This is a genomic window from Methylomonas sp. ZR1 (assembly GCF_013141865.1).
Classification (GTDB): domain Bacteria; phylum Pseudomonadota; class Gammaproteobacteria; order Methylococcales; family Methylomonadaceae; genus Methylomonas.
The window spans coordinates 2,568,681-2,584,624 of record NZ_RCST01000001.1 but is presented as its reverse complement, the minus strand read 5'-3'; the positions used below and the strand labels follow the sequence as shown (position 1 = coordinate 2,584,624).

Annotated in this window: 14 protein-coding genes; 6 read left to right on the top strand and 8 right to left on the bottom strand. The window is 51.9% G+C overall.

Features of this window, described 5'->3' with window-relative positions; genetic code table 11:
• Positions 1-12 precede the first annotated feature (12 nt).
• The 3 genes from DDY07_RS11600 to DDY07_RS11590 all read right to left on the bottom strand — a co-directional run bounded on the left by DDY07_RS11600 (position 13) and on the right by DDY07_RS11590 (position 2,975).
• Complete coding sequence (locus tag DDY07_RS11600) at positions 13-1,785, bottom strand: murein L,D-transpeptidase (protein WP_253734469.1); 1,773 nt, start codon at positions 1,783-1,785, stop codon at positions 13-15.
• A 206-nt stretch (positions 1,786-1,991) separates the two neighbouring features.
• Complete coding sequence (locus DDY07_RS11595) at positions 1,992-2,666, bottom strand: transaldolase family protein (RefSeq protein WP_171696009.1); 675 nt, start codon at positions 2,664-2,666, stop codon at positions 1,992-1,994.
• A 60-nt stretch (positions 2,667-2,726) separates the two neighbouring features.
• A complete protein-coding gene (locus tag DDY07_RS11590; RefSeq protein WP_171696008.1) occupies positions 2,727-2,975 on the bottom strand; it encodes a Rho-binding antiterminator in 249 nt (82 codons plus the stop codon).
• 79 nt (positions 2,976-3,054) lie between these two features.
• Here DDY07_RS11590 and DDY07_RS11585 point away from each other — a divergent pair, with 79 nt between their 5' ends.
• The gene (locus DDY07_RS11585; RefSeq protein ID WP_171696007.1) at positions 3,055-4,230 is read left to right on the top strand and encodes a DUF1624 domain-containing protein; all 1,176 of its coding nucleotides are present in this window, start codon (positions 3,055-3,057) and stop codon (positions 4,228-4,230) included.
• A 547-nt stretch (positions 4,231-4,777) separates the two neighbouring features.
• Here the strand turns inward: DDY07_RS11585 and DDY07_RS11580 are convergent.
• The 4 genes from DDY07_RS11580 to DDY07_RS11565 form a co-directional block, all read right to left on the bottom strand.
• Positions 4,778-5,917, bottom strand: coding sequence for a DEAD/DEAH box helicase (locus DDY07_RS11580; protein WP_171696006.1), 1,140 nt, complete (start codon positions 5,915-5,917; stop codon positions 4,778-4,780).
• Positions 5,918-6,126: 209 nt separating this feature from the next.
• Entirely contained in the window at positions 6,127-6,492 is a 366-nt protein-coding gene (locus DDY07_RS11575) for a CbiX/SirB N-terminal domain-containing protein (RefSeq protein WP_171696005.1), read from the bottom strand.
• 9 nt (positions 6,493-6,501) lie between these two features.
• Entirely contained in the window at positions 6,502-7,119 is a 618-nt protein-coding gene (locus DDY07_RS11570) for a heme-binding protein (RefSeq protein ID WP_171696004.1), read from the bottom strand.
• A gap of 24 nt (positions 7,120-7,143) precedes the next feature.
• Entirely contained in the window at positions 7,144-7,560 is a 417-nt protein-coding gene (locus DDY07_RS11565; RefSeq protein ID WP_171696003.1) for a thiol-disulfide oxidoreductase DCC family protein, read from the bottom strand.
• A 1,218-nt stretch (positions 7,561-8,778) separates the two neighbouring features.
• On the opposite strand from DDY07_RS11565, the gene ppgK reads away from it, so the two are divergent.
• The 4 genes from ppgK (at position 8,779) to DDY07_RS11545 (ending at position 13,176) form a co-directional block, all read left to right on the top strand.
• Positions 8,779-9,522, top strand: a complete 744-nt coding sequence (gene ppgK / locus DDY07_RS11560; RefSeq protein ID WP_171696002.1) for a polyphosphate--glucose phosphotransferase — start codon at positions 8,779-8,781, stop codon at positions 9,520-9,522.
• A 534-nt stretch (positions 9,523-10,056) separates the two neighbouring features.
• On the top strand, positions 10,057-10,524 hold the full coding sequence (locus DDY07_RS11555; RefSeq protein WP_033155785.1) for a (2Fe-2S)-binding protein: 468 nt from the start codon (positions 10,057-10,059) through the stop codon (positions 10,522-10,524).
• Positions 10,521-12,878: a xanthine dehydrogenase family protein molybdopterin-binding subunit gene (locus DDY07_RS11550; protein ID WP_216614744.1), complete on the top strand. Its 2,358-nt coding sequence runs from the start codon at positions 10,521-10,523 to the stop codon at positions 12,876-12,878. Before DDY07_RS11555 ends, DDY07_RS11550 begins: the two co-directional genes overlap by 4 nt.
• 127 nt (positions 12,879-13,005) lie before the next feature.
• Positions 13,006-13,176, top strand: coding sequence for a hypothetical protein (locus DDY07_RS11545; RefSeq protein ID WP_165385976.1), 171 nt, complete (start codon positions 13,006-13,008; stop codon positions 13,174-13,176).
• Between the two features lie 69 nt (positions 13,177-13,245).
• On the opposite strand, the gene DDY07_RS11540 is transcribed toward DDY07_RS11545, so the two are convergent.
• On the bottom strand, positions 13,246-14,091 hold the full coding sequence (locus tag DDY07_RS11540; RefSeq protein WP_171696001.1) for a PA4780 family RIO1-like protein kinase: 846 nt from the start codon (positions 14,089-14,091) through the stop codon (positions 13,246-13,248).
• Positions 14,092-14,408: 317 nt separating this feature from the next.
• Here DDY07_RS11540 and DDY07_RS11535 point away from each other — a divergent pair, with 317 nt between their 5' ends.
• Positions 14,409-15,944, top strand: a complete 1,536-nt coding sequence (locus tag DDY07_RS11535) for an NAD(P)/FAD-dependent oxidoreductase (protein ID WP_171696000.1) — start codon at positions 14,409-14,411, stop codon at positions 15,942-15,944.

Genomic DNA, 15,944 nt, shown 5'->3' with positions numbered 1-15,944 from the left:
CGATTTTCCGGTTTATGGATTAGTGCCGACGTCCGTGCTTTTGTTCATCACTAATTGATTATTCGCTGTCGAACTAGCCGTTGTCGGAGCATGGATTTTGTCCAAGGCCTTTTTCAGTTGTTCGTCCTGGCCGTAAACGTCCGGGTAGAAACGTAACTGGTTTTGATGGTCGACAAATGTCGTGCCGTAATAAAACAGTACCGGTACGGCACGTTTTAGCGTCACGTGGCGGGTTTTAGGGGCCGACATTGCTTGCTTGATGGATTCTTTGTCCCAGCCGGCCTGATCACCCAAGACGAATTCGGCTAATTGTTCCGGCGCCGATACCCGCACACAACCATGGCTTAAATCCCGACGAGGGCGGTTAAATGCAGCATGGCCTGGGGTGTCGTGTAAATACACATCGGCGGTATTGGGAAACACGAACTTAACCCGTCCTAACGGATTTTTCTTGCCAGGCCGCTGACGAGCTCGCAAATAACTGCCACCACCTTTCTCCTCACTGTTTTGGTGTCTTACCAGTTCTATTTCCTGGCTGGCTAAATAGCCTTGGTTATTGGCGGCTTTTGGCAGAATTTCTTTTTCATAAATAGTTTTTGGAATGTTCCAGTAAGGCATAAACTCCAAATATTTCATTTCTTCCCAAAGTACCGGCGTTTGGTTGCTCGGGGATTTCCCTACTACCACTTTCATGTTCAGCGGGTTGGGGTCGTCAATTGAATTGAACGCCCATAACTCAAATGCCGGGATATTAACCACAATCATCGGCCCATCGGTGGTGTCCGGAATCCAGCGTGCGCGCTCCATAGCCAGCGCGATCTGGGCGATTTTTTCGCTCGAAGATTGATTGAATAATGCCGCAGTGGCCGAGCCAATCACGCCATCGGCCGTTAAACCTTGTTGTTGCTGAACCTTTTTGACGGCGGCAACCAAATCGTTGTCGTAAGTTTTACTGTCGGCGGCATTATTATTGTCCAGTAAGGCCATGTCCCGTAGCCGTTGGCGCAAATGCACGATATGTGGATGTTTATCGCCGGGACGTAGCATTTTGCCGGGCTTGAATTCCTGAGCCCCCGTTTGATTTCCCAACTGCTGCAAGTGGGTGAAAATTTGTTTGAGTTGTTGGTATTGCTTGGTTTTAGGCTCAAACTGACCGACTACCTCGGTCAATGTTTGTGCTGCCAAGTGTTGTTTCAACAAGCCAGCCAGGTCCAAAGCAGGTTTGGGGGCGATGTGTACCGGATACTCAACATCGCGCGGATCCACTTGGCCGTGCCGCAAATCGTGTAAATAACGCGCCAAAGATACGGTCAAAGCCACATCGTATCCCGCAACGGCCGCACTATCCGGATTTGGCTCATTGATAAGCTGTTTCAGGCGGTCAACATCATAATTGGCAGGATTCAACGCATCATTGGATGCATTGTTTAATACGCTCAACAAATCGTTCAGGTTTTTTTCCGAGCGATTTGCCGTAAACCAGATCGGTTGAAATTGAGTACTCAGGTAGATTTGGCTAACAAGTTCGCTAACGCGGCTAAAGTCGGCGCGTAACAACAGCGGATGTCGTTTGCTAAGCAGAATGGCGCCAATCGGGTTGTCGGCAGGGATAGGATTAACGACTTCAGGAACGCTGTTTATCGAAGGCAGACTGGTTTCCGGCACTGTAGCCGGCATATCTGCGCTCCATGCCTGCTCCGTTCCTGCATAATAAATACAGGCCGCCAACGCTAACCTGGCATACCTATGGCGCGAATTTTTCAGGGCGTGCGATTGAGTTGTCATGGTTACACGAATAGGGTTCGAATTGGGTGTTTATTGTGTGCTTTGCGCTTAAGTCTAGCCGCAAAGCTAATCAATATAATGTTAGTCTAATTGTACCCTGTTATGACAACAATTGACGCGAAAAGCTTGCCAAAGCTTTGTAATGTGCGGTATTAGGAGAAGGGCGGGGTTGTTTTCAGAGTTCCCTACACCTCCTCCCCCGTACTTTAGCTTTCAAAAGACAGTTTATCGGCAAATGCCGATTGCCAGTCGTGGCTGAATTTCTCAACGGCGGTGTCGGTAGCGGGAGTGGTCAAGATTTGCTGGGCAATGTCCAGCGGTAAGGTCACTGCGCCAACGCCAAGTTTTAACACCTGCAAAACCTGATTGACGTTTTTGAAGCTGGCAACCAAAAGTTTGCTGGGCAATTGGTAGCGGTCTATTAAAGCCTGCAAATCGCTGACGACAGCAATGCCGTCAAAGCCTTGATTGTCGATGCGGTTGAGATAAGGCGCCAAGTAATCCGCGCCATGCAGCGCAGCAAGCATCCCTTGCTGCACGTTGTAAATCGCAGTGGCTAATAGCGGGATATTAGCTTTTTTCAGCTGTTTGATAGCACTCAAACCAGCGGTATGCGCGGGTATTTTGACGATAATGTCGAACGGCAATTCATGAAGTTTATGCGCTTCCGCAATGATACCGTCAACCGAGGTACTAAGCACTTGCACATGAAACCGCGTTTGTGGGCCCATGATGTCTGTCAGTGCGGGCAGCAATTCCTGTAGGCCTATACCGTTCGCCGCCATAATCGACGGATTGGTGGTAACGCCCGCCAAGGGCAAAGCTGGGCAAAGGTTTTTGATGCTGGCGACATCGGCGCTGTCTAAATAAATTTCTAACATGGAACGGCGTGTGGTTTTACGGATAAAAGCGGCCAGTATAACCAGTGCTGTTGCTTATCTTTAGAAAATTACCTCGGTAAATCGCGCGTTCGGTGTGATTACTTGCAGTTTTGCCAGTTGATCCAGCGCGATTTTCCCGGCAGGGCTATCTTCTACCAATAGAAATTCGCGTCTTTCTTCAGTCACTACATTCAGTGCCCGGCCCTCGACGATTCTTTGATCCTTTAATGTCAATCTAACCCGATAGCCGTATAGACAGGCAATTTCGATATAGTCGTGTAAATCGCAAGCGATTCGTGATTCGCTCATGGCATCTCCCCTTGAGTTTTTTGTTCATCGATCTTACCCTCGGTGTCTTCCATAGCCAATCATCTGGGGGCAAATTATTTTGGGTAGCAATTCATCTTCAAGACGCTTGGCGTCTATCGACATTTTGCGCGGCTTGGTCATGGTATTGATGACGTTGGATCATACTCGCGATTTTTTCAGCGACAGCCGTTTTAGTCCCACCGATCTGGATAAGACCTCAGTGGCCTTGTTTCTGACCCGTTGGATCACGCATTTCTGCGCGCCGGTGTTCGTGTTTTTGGCCGGCACCAGCGCGTATCTGTGGCAGAGTCGCCGGGGAGCGGATGCGCCGCTGAGCCGGTTTTTGCTGGAACGTGGCCTATTGCTGTTGGTTTTAACCTGCACCGTGGAAGCCTGGTCGTGGAATTTTCGCGCCGATCTGCGGCATATTGACGGCGGTGTGTTATGGGCAATTGCTTGGTCGATGATCGCCTTGGCCGGGCTGGTGAAGTTGCCGCTGGCTTGGTGTGTAGCCTTCGGTGCAGCCATGATCGTCGGGCATAATGCCTTCGATGCAGTCAAGCCAGCTGATTTGGGTGGTTTTGGTCCCTTATGGGCCGTGCTGCATACCGGTGACGATGTGCCGTTCGGTGACGGCTGGCTATTGAATCCTTACTATCCATTGATTCCGTGGATAGGGGTGATGGCGGTTGGCTTCGGTTTTGGAAACTTATTGATTGACAATGCCTGGCGCACACGGCGCCGGCTGTTTACTTTAGGTCTAACCCTGCTATGGGTGTTTTTGGTTTTGCGTTTCAGCAATGTTTACGGTGACCCCAAACCATGGCAAAGCTATCCGGACCCCGTATTTAGCGTATTGTCGTTTATCAACTGTCATAAATACCCTCCTTCCTTATTGTATCTGTTAATGACTTTGGGACCCGCGCTGCTGATTTTGGGGATGGCTGAGGGCAAGTCCGCGGAACGCTTCGTTGTTTTGCAGGTATTCGGCAGGAATCCGTTGTTATTTTATCTGCTGCACTTGTACCTGATTCATGGTCTGGCAGTATTGGTGGCGGCGGTCACAGACGGACCTGTATCAGCAATAATCGGTGGCGGTATTTGGGTGCCGGAGCTGCCGCAAGACTACGGCTATGGTTTGCCGGTGGTTTATGGCATTTGGGTGTTAGTGGTGCTAACGCTGTATCCGGTTTGCCGAAGTTTTGAAGCCCTAAAAGCCCACAAGCCTGATTGGCGTTGGCTCAAATACCTGTAACCTGCATGGCGTGTTATCACTTGAAGAAGGCTGACCATGACCGGCGGCAATTTTCCATTAAGTTTTCGCGGCAAGTTTGCCAGGGGCCAAAAGCCTTTGACCCGCACGCGGTAAAATTTTAAACCGCTATTAACCGGGTGTGGCTTCCTTAGCCTGCTTTTGCTTGTTCAACTGATTTAAAAAATAGCTTTGATAATTCCAGCCGGGACGGGGGGGCGGTGGTTGGTGAGCGAACGGCATAATAAACCTCTGGTGGTGCATTGATTAGGGATAAAAAGTGCTCCCGCCGGCTCAGCAACGATGCGCTGTATTGCTTTGATCGAGCTAGCGGGAGCATTAACTAGGAAATATTGAAACTAATCCACTGCGAGGGAGAATCTACCAGCGAAAAGCCGACAGGCAAGTGCGGGTAAGATTTTACTGCGATGAAATATGGTCCAATCTGCCTCGCCGTTCTGTCGATAAAGTGACTGACGGAACAGCGAGGCATCCTAGGTTTTTGCACGCTCAACCACATGACAGGCTGGCGAGCGGGGATTGACATAACTTAAGCGGCCGCGAAGCCGTCTACCTGCTCGCGGGGAATTTGCAGGCCTATCAGTTTTTCCACCAGGCGCAAGGCCTGATATTCGTCTTGCGATACCAGCGAAACTGCCTGACCGTTTTGTCCAGCTCGGCCGGTTCTACCGATGCGGTGCACATAATCGGCCGAAGAACGCGGTAACTCGAAATTAACCACATGCGGCAATTGGGCAATGTCGATGCCGCGCGCTGCCACGTCGGTAGCTACCAAAACGCGAATATCACCGGCTTTGAAACCGGCTAAAGCGCTGGTTCTGGCGCCCTGACTTTTGTTACCGTGTATCGCGGCGGCCTTGATATTGGCGGTGTTCAGTTTTTCGGTGAGTTTGTTCGCGCCGTGCTTGGTGCTGGTAAACACCAATACTTGTTGCCAGTCTTTGCTTTTGACCAGATGGGTTAACAAAGCAGTTTTGGCGGTTTTACTCACCGTATAAACCCGCTGCTCAATGGTCTCGGCAGCGGCGTTTTCCACAGCGACTTCGATTTTGACCGGGTTGACCAGTAAGTCGCCGGTCAACTTGCGAATGTCAGCGGAAAAAGTTGCGGAAAACAACAGGTTTTGGCGCTTCTTAGGCAGCATAGCCAGGATTTTGCGGATGTCTTTGATAAAGCCCATGTCCAGCATGCGGTCGGCTTCGTCCAGTACCAGCATTTCCACCTTATCCAGTTTGACGGCGTTTTGACTGACCAAGTCCAATAGCCGACCCGGCGTTGCGGTCAAGATGTCCACGCCGCCACGTAAACGCATCATTTGCGGATTGATCTTCACGCCGCCGAATACTACTTCCGACTTTAAACGCGGTTGCTGATGCGCGCCGTATTTAGTAACGGATTCGCCCACTTGTGCGGCGAGTTCGCGGGTCGGCGTCAGTATCAGCGCACGGACTGGGCGGTTGCGGCCATGGCTGGTTTGCGCCAACCGGTGCAGGATCGGCAAAGTAAAACCGGCAGTTTTGCCTGTGCCGGTTTGCGCGGCGGCGAGTAAATCGCGGCCGGTTAATACGGCGGGTATGGCTTTGCTTTGAATAGGGGTAGGGGTGGTGTAGCCGGAATCGGCAATTGCTTTAATTAAAGCCTCGGATAAACCGAGATTGGAAAATGGCATTAAGGATCTCAAAGGGGAAAATAAGGGGAGAAATCTATGTGCGGCAGTAATGCTGACGCGATGTCCGCCCGGGGACTAAGGGAATTACATATTGAAGTTGAACTTTCAGCCTGCAGTCTATCACGGTTACTGGTTTAAGGTTAGGAAACCCGTGTTAGCTTGATCTGACGCTTGTTCGTTGCGGCGAAATTGATGCACAAAAGCCGTGTTCAAATTGCCAAACTGGCCAGATCGATCGCTATCCCGCGGATTTTCTCCGCTGCGCCCAAATGATTGGCGATGCGTATGTCGATTTGTGGATGCATATCGCGAATTCTTTGCACTTGTTCGGGAATATCGATGCTCACGTGGCGTCCCGCCGACAGGAAATACGGCATCACGACAATCTGCCCTGCGCCATTGGCTATTTGTTGGTGTAAGCCTTGGGCAATAGTGGGTTCGGCGATTTCTAGAAAAGCACAGTCTATTGCGGTGAAGCGGGTAGGCGCAAGCCGCAGTTGTTCTATCAGCTCGCGAATCTGAACATTGGAATCCTCCCGGCGGCTGCCGTGCGCTACCACTAGTAAATGTGTCACCGGACAGCCTTATTCGATGTCGATATGAATTTCAGTGCGGCGTAAGGCAGGTAAAGTCCAAGGCGGATCATAGGCCGCCGAACGCGCGGCAGATAGGGCAGTGAGCTGTTGTTGTTCGATCCAAGCCATCAAGAGGCGGCTTTTTTCATTGATTTTTTCCAAAATCACACTGCCGGAATAGCGCAACACCGCGACTTTTTTCGCGGGTAAAGCTTTGATAGTCACTTGGGGATCGATTGGCGTTGGTAAGGTTTCGAGGCTATAGCCGGCCGGCATCACAAAAGCCATAGTCCATTTATTATCGACTGCCTGCTGTAACACTGGCGCGGTCATAGGGATGTGTTCGCCGGCATTTTCCCGAAACACCGGGGCGGTCATGGCCATCTGTTGCTTTTGCTGATTCCCACCAAAAGTATAGCCGGCCAAGCGATTGAAACCGATATTGCCGGCTTGCGCGTAATCGGCGTCGATCACGGTTTCGGCAATCAGCAAGGATGGATATTGCCTGATTTGCACGTCTCCCTGTTCCGAGAGCAATTGGTATTGCGGTTCCGCGCTGCTTCTAATGCCCATCACCGTACATCCAGTCAAAATCAGGCTGCCGAGTAGTGCTAAGGGGTTTTTCATATAAACGAGTCTCGTCAGATAGGGTCATGTTTTTCCATGGCCGGAGCGAATGCTGCAACTGGCATCTTGGCAGGGTTTGGCGCCAAACAAAGTACCTAAGCGTAAACGGTGCCGGGCAAACCATGCATACAGACGGTCAAATAGCGGTTTTAGCAGAGGCCAGCGGGTGGGAGCCATCAGCCATCCCAAGCCGACAGCGCTGTATGCAGCGTAAAATACCGGCATGCCCTTGATTAAGCGGCCATCGGCATCCACGCCATGGATTTCCGCCATCAATTCGTCCAGCGATTTGCCATAGTGCGCCGGATTAAACCCCTCGGCATGAATATCTTGCAAACCCAGCTTGTTTTGCTTGTTTCGCGACTGCAACCAAGTCACTTCCCTCCGGCAAATAGGGCAGTGACCGTCGTAAAGTAGCGTGAACACGTGTTCGTTATTCATAGGATTGTTCCGGGAAGTTTTGCGCTAGCAGGCTTGTCATAATCAGGCTGGCAGCAGGATTCAACATAGTGCAAGTCTGTATTGGATTACGTTGCAATTTCACAATGTTTGCGCAGTTTACATTCGCTTACGCAAAAAAGTCCCCTCGCGATGCGGGACTCGCGCAGTCGGCGAGAAACTCGTATCGAAGGGGATTACGGGCTATCAAGCACCCCTCTGAGGACGGAACGTGTGTCAGGAATCAACAAATTTAGCACTCCGCAATCTACCAGCGGATGTGGCGGAAGCAAGGGGGCGAATGCTAAAAAAGGTAGGGTGATCTCGTCACATTCCCGCTTTCTGGGCGGCAGGGACAAAAACGATGTTGATAGGCTATTCCAGCGATAGTTCCCGTTTTATTGTTTATGAAAAGGGAATTATGAATAACTTAAATGGCTAATTGTAAATTTTCGACAGGGGATTATAGTGAAGCCGTAGTTTAGAGCCACTGCAAACGCTTGATGCAGAGCAGACAAACGCTTCAGGTAAGCTTAGGAAAAACAGTATTACCTATCCTCAGTTTACTTTGGGTATTTGGAACTTTTCGATGGATGAGTTGGTTATATCTACGCTGTCGTTCGCTGCTGCGAATTTTCAGAGCTTTGATTTTTGTTGGACTCGCTAGTGCTTTATGTTTTATGTGTGACCTCCCTCGTAAGCAGTGACTCCGGCACTGCACACTCTATAGCCTCTATCGTGGTATTCGGTAGAGGCTTTTTTTTATTTACATGGCGGACTATTTGCTCCGCACGTGGTAAATCGCGTAACCGGCAAAAAACATGGTTAAAAGGTAAATTGTCACTGTAATCATTTTGTACTCCTGGTTATCTTTATTGTTGTGCGGCATTTATAACAGAAATCCGGGTACATAATTCGGTAATTGCTTTGGCAACAGCTTTTGCGTGTTAGTGTTGTCGGCGCTGATCGGGGTTTTCCACAAAAACTGTGGATAAGCTTGTTGGTAGGCTGGTAAAAGTCAGCGCAAGTTGCTGTATTTAAGCAGGCGCTCGTAAATTGGCTAATAATTGACCACGGTTACCTGATTCATCAATTACTCAACACCGGAAATCGATAGCGGCAACCTGTGTTTGCCGATCATTTTGACGGAAAATTTTCTAAGCTCTTAGCTGCTCTTCGCCTAGAATGTCCAATCTGCATGGCAAACTTTCAGGATATTTTATGCAAATTCTTGGTGTGGATATTGGCGGTTCGGGTATCAAAGGTGCGATTGTCGATACCTTGACGGGCGAACTGGTCTCCGAGCGGCACCGGATCGATACGCCGCAGCCGGCAACCCCGGAGGCAGTAGCCGCAGTGCTGGCGCAGTTGGTATTGCATTTTGGCTGGACCGGGCCCATTGGCTGCGGTTTTCCGGCCGCGATTCAACAGGGCGTGGTGCGCACGGCGGCGAATATCTCCAAGGCCTTTATCGGCACCAATATCGATAAATTGTTTTCAGAAGCCACTAACTGCGAGTGTCACAACTTAAACGATGCGGACGCGGCAGGTATTGCGGAAATGCATTTCGGCGAGGGTGCCGACCAAAAAGGCGTGGTTCTGTTGATCACTATCGGCACCGGTTTGGGAACCGCGCTGTTTACCGATGGACATCTGCTACCCAATACGGAACTGGGTCACGTGTATCTGGAAAATGGGCTGGAGGCCGAGCGTTACGCATCCGATGCTGCCCGTAAACTGCAAGATTTGGGTTGGAAAGCTTGGGGCAATCGCTTCAGCATTTATTTGAATACGATGGAAAAACTGTTCTGGCCCGATTTGATTATTTTGGGCGGCGGCGCGAGTAAAAAATTCGATAAATTCAAAGAGCAGATAGGCATAAAAACGCCGGTGAAGCCGGCGGCATTTTTAAACCAGGCCGGTATTGTCGGCGCGGCTTTATTTGCTAAATCGAAAGTTACCTGAGCGATGGCGCTTCAGGACAGAAAACCTTGTTATTGAAGACGGTAAAACAAGAGTTTTTTCAAGTAGCGCTAATATTTTTACCTTCGATAAATTCTGTTTCCAAGTCACCTTGACTATGAAATTACCCGCGGTAACCTGAGCTTATGAGGTTGCTGGCAGTGAAAAATTTATTTTTTCCGTGAGAGCAATCAGACAAGATAGTCGGCAGCCTCATATTTTCCATATGTAGTAAAAGCTAATTTTCTGACTTCTTGTATCGCAAGCTTGTCGAAGATTGGTGCAAATCATGGGTGGTGCTGGTGACGTAAGCCTCTAGGTCGGGAGATAGCTAGAGGCCCGTCATCAGTATCATTCCTGGTAGTTTCTTTATCCCCAAATGACTAAAACGCCATGTACCAACGTTTTAGTTTGTTCCAACGCCAAGTGCCTTTACTGCCCAATCCCGCCCGTGTACCATGCTGCGAACTATCGCGCCGATATTGCTGATGGATGTGCCGGCGCCGTTATCAACCGCCGACCGAAGCGAGAAAACTCATGACAACGCTCAATATCAACGGTAAAAGCCGCAAGATAAATCTGCCCGCTGACACACCACTGCTTTGGGCGCTGCGCGACCAATTAGGGTTGACCGGCACCAAGTACGGTTGTGGCATGGCAGTGTGCGGCGCCTGTACGGTGCATATCGACGGTGAGCCAACGCGCGCTTGTGTCACGCCTATTTCGGCTGCGGTGGGCAAAAAAATTGTCACTATCGAAGCGATAGAACAGGATCAGACCGGTAAAAAAGTTCAGGACGCTTGGTTGAATTTGGGCGTGCCGCAATGCGGCTACTGCCAGGCCGGGCAAGTGATGGCGGCTACGGCTTTGCTCAAAAATCATCCGCAACCCAGCGATGCCGACATCGATAAAGCCATGAGCGGCAATCTATGCCGTTGCGGCACTTATCCGCGGATTCGCGCCGCGATCAAGCAGGCTGCCGGTTTGCCGGAGGTGCAATCATGAAAAACTCCATCGAATTTCTGCAAGCCGATACCGATCAGAACGCGGTCGACGACGGTTATTTGATCGACAACGTCAGTCGCCGGACCTTTATCAAGCAGTTTGCTTTAAGCGGCTTCGTGTTGGCCGTCGGTCTGCCTACTTTGCTCAGAGCGGACGAAGCCGCCGCACCGGCAGCCGCCGGCAAGTTCGGGGCCGACGCAATGCCGCACGGTTGGGTCGATAATCCTTTGGTGTTCGTGGCTATCGCCGCCGACGGTGCGGTAAGCATCATCTGCCACCGTTCCGAGATGGGGCAGGGCATACGCACCAGCTTGCCGATGGTGGTGGCTGACGAGCTGGAAGCCGATTGGTCCAGGGTGCATGTCGTGCAGGCGCCCGGTGACGAAAAGCGCTTTGGCAATCAAGACACCGACGGTTCCCGTAGCATGCGCCACTTTTTCATGCCGATGCGCCGAGTCGGCGCGGCTGCCAGACAAATGCTGGAAGCTGCGGCGGCAGGGCGTTGGCGCGTGCCGGTAACAGAAGTCCGCGCCGAGCAGCACCGGATACTGCACATCCCCAGCGGCAAAGCCTTGGGCTACGGCGAATTGGCCAAAGCAGCGGCGAAATTGCCGGTGCCAGACCGCGATAGCTTGCGTTTGAAGAATTCGGCGGAATTTCGTTACATCGGTAAAGGCCGGCAAGGCATTTACGATGGCCGGGATATTGTGTCCGGACGCGCCATGTATGGCATAGACACCCAGCTGAAAGGCCTGCTCTACGCCGTCGTGGCGCGGCCACCGGTATTGGGCGGCACAGTTTTAAAATTTGATGCCAGCGCCGCACTGAAGGTGCCGGGTGTGGTAAAGGTCGTTGAACTGCCCAGCAGTCCGCTGCCGGCCGAATTTAATCCCTTGGGTGGCGTCGCGGTGATTGCCAGTAATACCTGGGCGGCTATCCAGGGGCGCAACGCCTTAAAAATCGAGTGGAACAACGGGGAGCATGCCTCCTACGATTCACTAGTCTACAAAGCCGAACTGGAAGCCGCCGTCCGTCAGCCAGGCAAAGTGGTGCGCCAACAAGGCGATGTCGATGCCGCATTGCAAGGTGCCGTCAAGCGCCTGGAAGCAGAATATTATTTGCCCCATCTGGCCCAAGCGCCGATGGAGCCGCCGGCAGCGACGGCCCGCATCGTCAAGGGAAATTGCGAAATTTGGACCTGCACCCAGGCGCCGCAGTTGACTCGGGATAAAGTAGCCAAATGGCTGAAATTGCCGGAAGACAAAGTGACCGTCAACGTAACTTTATTGGGCGGCGGTTTCGGGCGTAAATCCAAACCCGACTACGTTATCGAAGCGGCCTTGTTATCGCAAGCGATGCAAGGCAAACCGGTGAAAGTGACCTGGACCCGCGAGGACGATCTGCATCATTCCTATTTCCACACCGTGTCTTTGGAGCGCTTGGAAGCAGGCTTGGATGCGCAGGGCAAGCCGGTAGCCTGGCTGCATAAAACGGCGGCGCCGAGCATTTCCTCCACATTCGGACCGGACAGCAAGCAACAAATGCCGGTGGAGTTGGGGATGGGGGTGATCAATGTGCCGTTTGCAATCGATAATCTGCGCATCGAAAACCCACCGGCAGCGGCGCATACCCGTATCGGCTGGTTTCGCTCGGTGTCCAATATTCCGCATGCGTTTGCCGTGCAGTCCTTTGTGGCGGAAATGGCGGCGGCAGCGGGACGCGATCATCGGGATTTTCTGCTGGATTTAATCGGTCCGGCGCGGCGTATCGATCCGACCAGTCTAAATGACACCTGGAATCACGGCGAATCGCCCGCGCTTTATCCGGTCGATACCGGCCGTCTGCGCCGCGTGATCGAAACGGTGACTCGCGAAGCCGGCTGGGGCCGGCAGTTGCCCAAAGGCCAAGGCTTGGGGTTGGCTGCACATTACAGCTTTGTGACTTATGTGGCTGTCGTTGTGGAAGTGGTAGTGGATGAAGCCGGCAAATTAAGCATTCCTAGGGTCGATGTGGCGGTGGATTGTGGGCCGCAAGTCAATCCCGAGCGGATTCGTGCGCAGATCGAGGGGGCTTGCATTATGGGTGTCAGCTTGGCAACGCTTGGTGAAATCAGCTTTAAAAACGGCGCCGTGCAGCAAGATAATTTTCATGCGTATCAACTCACGCGCATCGACGATGCACCGCGCGAAATCAAAGTACATCTGCTGCCACCCGCGGAATTTGATACCCCATTGGGCGGGGTGGGCGAACCGGGCGTGCCGCCGATTGCGCCGGCGTTGTGCAATGCTATTTTTGCCGCCACCGGGCAGCGGATTAGGCAGTTACCGATAGGCGATCAGCTGCTGAAAGACTGAGAATTTATGGGCATGGCGGTGAGCTGAATTAGCTTGCCGCACCCGTTTAAAGCTTTGGTAAAACCGGTCGATAAATGGATGCCGGCCGAAACATGGCGGGTACTATTCAATCCAGAGGAGATAAATCATGTCATCCGTATCGGGAGTAGGTTCAACACCGTATTTCCCTATCACCAACCAAGCGAAACAGCCGGCAGCCAATCAGCAAGCAGCAACGCCGCCCGTGCAAGCGGTTGTGAAAGACACAGATGGCGATAATGATGCAAGAATAGGCAGCAAAATCGACACCTATGCCTGATAGGCCAGCGGTGCCAAGCAGTAAGAAAAAGCCGGGTAACACCGGCTTTTTCTTTTTTAGGGATCAGGGCTATGGAGTTTGGAGAAAACGCTGCTTGGCTTCGTTGTCTTCGCGCGCGGCGTCTATTTCGCGGATCACACTACGTAGATCGGCTGGTTTATTACTGTCTGCGAAATGTCCGGTCAGCTGGGTTTCCGGATGCAAATCGCCGCTTTGATACAGCTTCCACATTTCCTTACCAAAGTGTGTCGTCAACAATTCCGGTGCGAACTGGCCGAAGTAGGCGGCCATATTGGCGACGTCGCGCTCCAGCATTGCGCGGGCATTGTTATTGCCGGCCGCGTCCACCGCTTGCGGTAAATCGATAATCACCGGCCCGTCGCTGCCGACCAGCACGTTGTATTCCGACAAATCGCCATGCACCAGACCATCGCAGAGCATGCGCACGATCTGGCCGATCAGAAACGCATGGTATTCGCGGGCCAGCTCTGCCGGCATTTCCAGATCGTTCAGCCTAGGTGCCGGGTGGCCGTCGGCATCGGCGACCAATTCCATCAGTAGCACGCCGTCAATAAAGTTATAGGGTTTAGGTACTCGCACGCCGGCATCCGCCAAGCGGTATAAAGCCGTCACCTCGGCGTTTTGCCAAGCCGATTCCTGTTCTTTACGGCCATAGCTACTGCCTTTTTCCATGGCTCTGGCGCGGCGGCTATTGCGCACTTTGCGGCCTTCCTGGTAAAGCACACTTTTTTTAAAGCTGCGCTGGTCGGCCTCCTTGTAAACTTTGGCGCAGCAGATTTCCGAGCCGCAACGCACCACATACACGGCGGCTTCCTTGCCGCTCTTCAGCGAGCCTATGACCTCGTCGATCAAGCCGCTATCGATTAGGGGTTCAAGTCTTTTCGGTGTTTTCATAGTGCCTATTATGCCGCGCTCGCAGGAATATCGCGCAAAACTTCTGCCAATCGATGCACTTTTAGCCGCGAGAACAATCCTTATAGTCCCCTACTGCTCAAATCAATAAGCGCCGATTCGTAAAGGCTATCCATTGAATCGCCGTTGATTTCTCGGTGGCTACAACCTTAGATAAAATCGGGTTTGCCGGGCTCGCGTAGCGTCTGCTAGTGCGCTTGGTTTTACTTTGGTGTTGGCGAATAGGTCGCTTTTTGACATTTTGCTGTTACATTAGCGCTTTTATAAAACGACTCGGCAAGCACCGCTCATCTCATATCATGGCAGATTCAAAACATATCATCATCGTTGGCGCCGGCCCCGGCGGCTTGTGCGCCGGCATGTTACTCAGCCATCGCGGCTTTAAAGTGTCCATATTCGATAAACATCCCCATGTTGGTGGCCGCAATCGGGCCATTACGATGGACGGGTTTACCTTCGATACCGGTCCGACTTTTTTATTGATGAAGGGTGTTTTGGACGAAATGTTTGAGTTGTGCGGCCGGCGCAGCGAAGACTACATGCAGTTCATGCCGCTGAGTCCGATGTATCGTTTGCTATATGACGATCGCGAGATTAATGTGTTTTCCGACCGGGAAAATATGCGTGCCGAGTTGGAGCGAGTTTTCGACGAAGGCAGCGCCGGCTACGAGCGCTTCATGGACAACGAACGCAGCCGCTTCAATCGTTTGTACCCGTGCATTACCCGAGATTACTCGAATTGGTCTTCGTTCTTCTCGCTGGATTTGATCAAGGCCTTGCCCTGGCTGGCGTTTCCGAAAAGTGTGTTCAACAACCTGGGCCAATATTTTGATAAGGAAAAAATGCGCCTGGCGTTTTGCTTTCAATCCAAGTATCTGGGCATGTCGCCCTGGGAGTGTCCGGCACTGTTTACCATGTTGCCGTACCTTGAGCATGAATATGGCATTTACCACGTGGCCGGCGGTTTAAATAAGATTGCGACGGCGATGGCGCAAGTGGTGACCGAGTCCGGCGGCGAGATTCATCTCAACGCCGAAGTCGCTTCGTTGATCGTCGAAGACGGCGCGACCAAGGGTGTGAGATTGCAAAACGGCGAGGAAGTGCGCGGCGACGAAGTGATCGTCAACGCCGATTTTGCCCACGCCATGACGCATTTGCTGGAGCCCGGCACCTTGCGCAAATACGACCATCAAGAATTACAAAAGTGCGAGTATTCCTGCTCGACCTTCATGCTCTATTTGGGCCTGGATAAACAATACGATTTGCCGCACCACACCATCGTATTTGCCAAGGATTACCGTACCAATATCCGTAATATTTTCAGCAATAAAACTTTGACCGAGGACTTTTCGTTTTACGTGCAAAACGCCTCGGTCAGCGATGCCAGCCTGGCGCCGGCCGGCAAGTCGGCGCTATACGTGCTGGTGCCGATGCCGAATAACGACAGTGGCGTTGATTGGCAAACTCATTGCGCCGCTGTGCGTGAGCAAGTGCTGGATACGCTGGGTGCGCGGCTGGGTTTGAGTGATCTTCGTGAGCATATCGAATGCGAAAAAATCATCACTCCCGGCACCTGGGAAAGCGACGAACACGTTTATAAAGGCGCGACCTTCAGCCTGTCGCACAAGTTCAGCCAGATGCTGTACTGGCGGCCGCATAACCGCTTCGAAGAGCTGGACAACTGCTATCTGGTCGGCGGCGGCACCCATCCCGGTAGCGGCTTGCCGACCATATACGAGTCGGCGCGGATTTCCTCGAATCTGATTTCCCGCAAGCACCGGGTGCATTTCAAGGAAATTCAACAAAGTACCTGGCTGAAAAAAGCCAAGGCCTAA

What these genes read in the sequence shown, in the direction of transcription:
- DDY07_RS11600 (WP_253734469.1), bottom strand. Translation starts at nt 1,785, where the DNA reads ATGACAACTCAATCGCACGCCCTGAAAAATTCGCGCCATAGGTATGCC.
- DDY07_RS11595 (WP_171696009.1), bottom strand. Translation starts at nt 2,666, where the DNA reads ATGTTAGAAATTTATTTAGACAGCGCCGATGTCGCCAGCATCAAAAAC.
- DDY07_RS11590 (WP_171696008.1), bottom strand. Translation starts at nt 2,975, where the DNA reads ATGAGCGAATCACGAATCGCTTGCGATTTACACGACTATATCGAAATT.
- DDY07_RS11580 (WP_171696006.1), bottom strand. Translation starts at nt 5,917, where the DNA reads ATGCCATTTTCCAATCTCGGTTTATCCGAGGCTTTAATTAAAGCAATT.
- DDY07_RS11570 (WP_171696004.1), bottom strand. Translation starts at nt 7,119, where the DNA reads ATGAAAAACCCCTTAGCACTACTCGGCAGCCTGATTTTGACTGGATGT.
- DDY07_RS11565 (WP_171696003.1), bottom strand. Translation starts at nt 7,560, where the DNA reads ATGAATAACGAACACGTGTTCACGCTACTTTACGACGGTCACTGCCCT.
- ppgK (WP_171696002.1), top strand. Translation starts at nt 8,779, where the DNA reads ATGCAAATTCTTGGTGTGGATATTGGCGGTTCGGGTATCAAAGGTGCG.
- DDY07_RS11555 (WP_033155785.1), top strand. Translation starts at nt 10,057, where the DNA reads ATGACAACGCTCAATATCAACGGTAAAAGCCGCAAGATAAATCTGCCC.
- DDY07_RS11550 (WP_216614744.1), top strand. Translation starts at nt 10,521, where the DNA reads ATGAAAAACTCCATCGAATTTCTGCAAGCCGATACCGATCAGAACGCG.
- DDY07_RS11545 (WP_165385976.1), top strand. Translation starts at nt 13,006, where the DNA reads ATGTCATCCGTATCGGGAGTAGGTTCAACACCGTATTTCCCTATCACC.
- DDY07_RS11540 (WP_171696001.1), bottom strand. Translation starts at nt 14,091, where the DNA reads ATGAAAACACCGAAAAGACTTGAACCCCTAATCGATAGCGGCTTGATC.
- DDY07_RS11535 (WP_171696000.1), top strand. Translation starts at nt 14,409, where the DNA reads ATGGCAGATTCAAAACATATCATCATCGTTGGCGCCGGCCCCGGCGGC.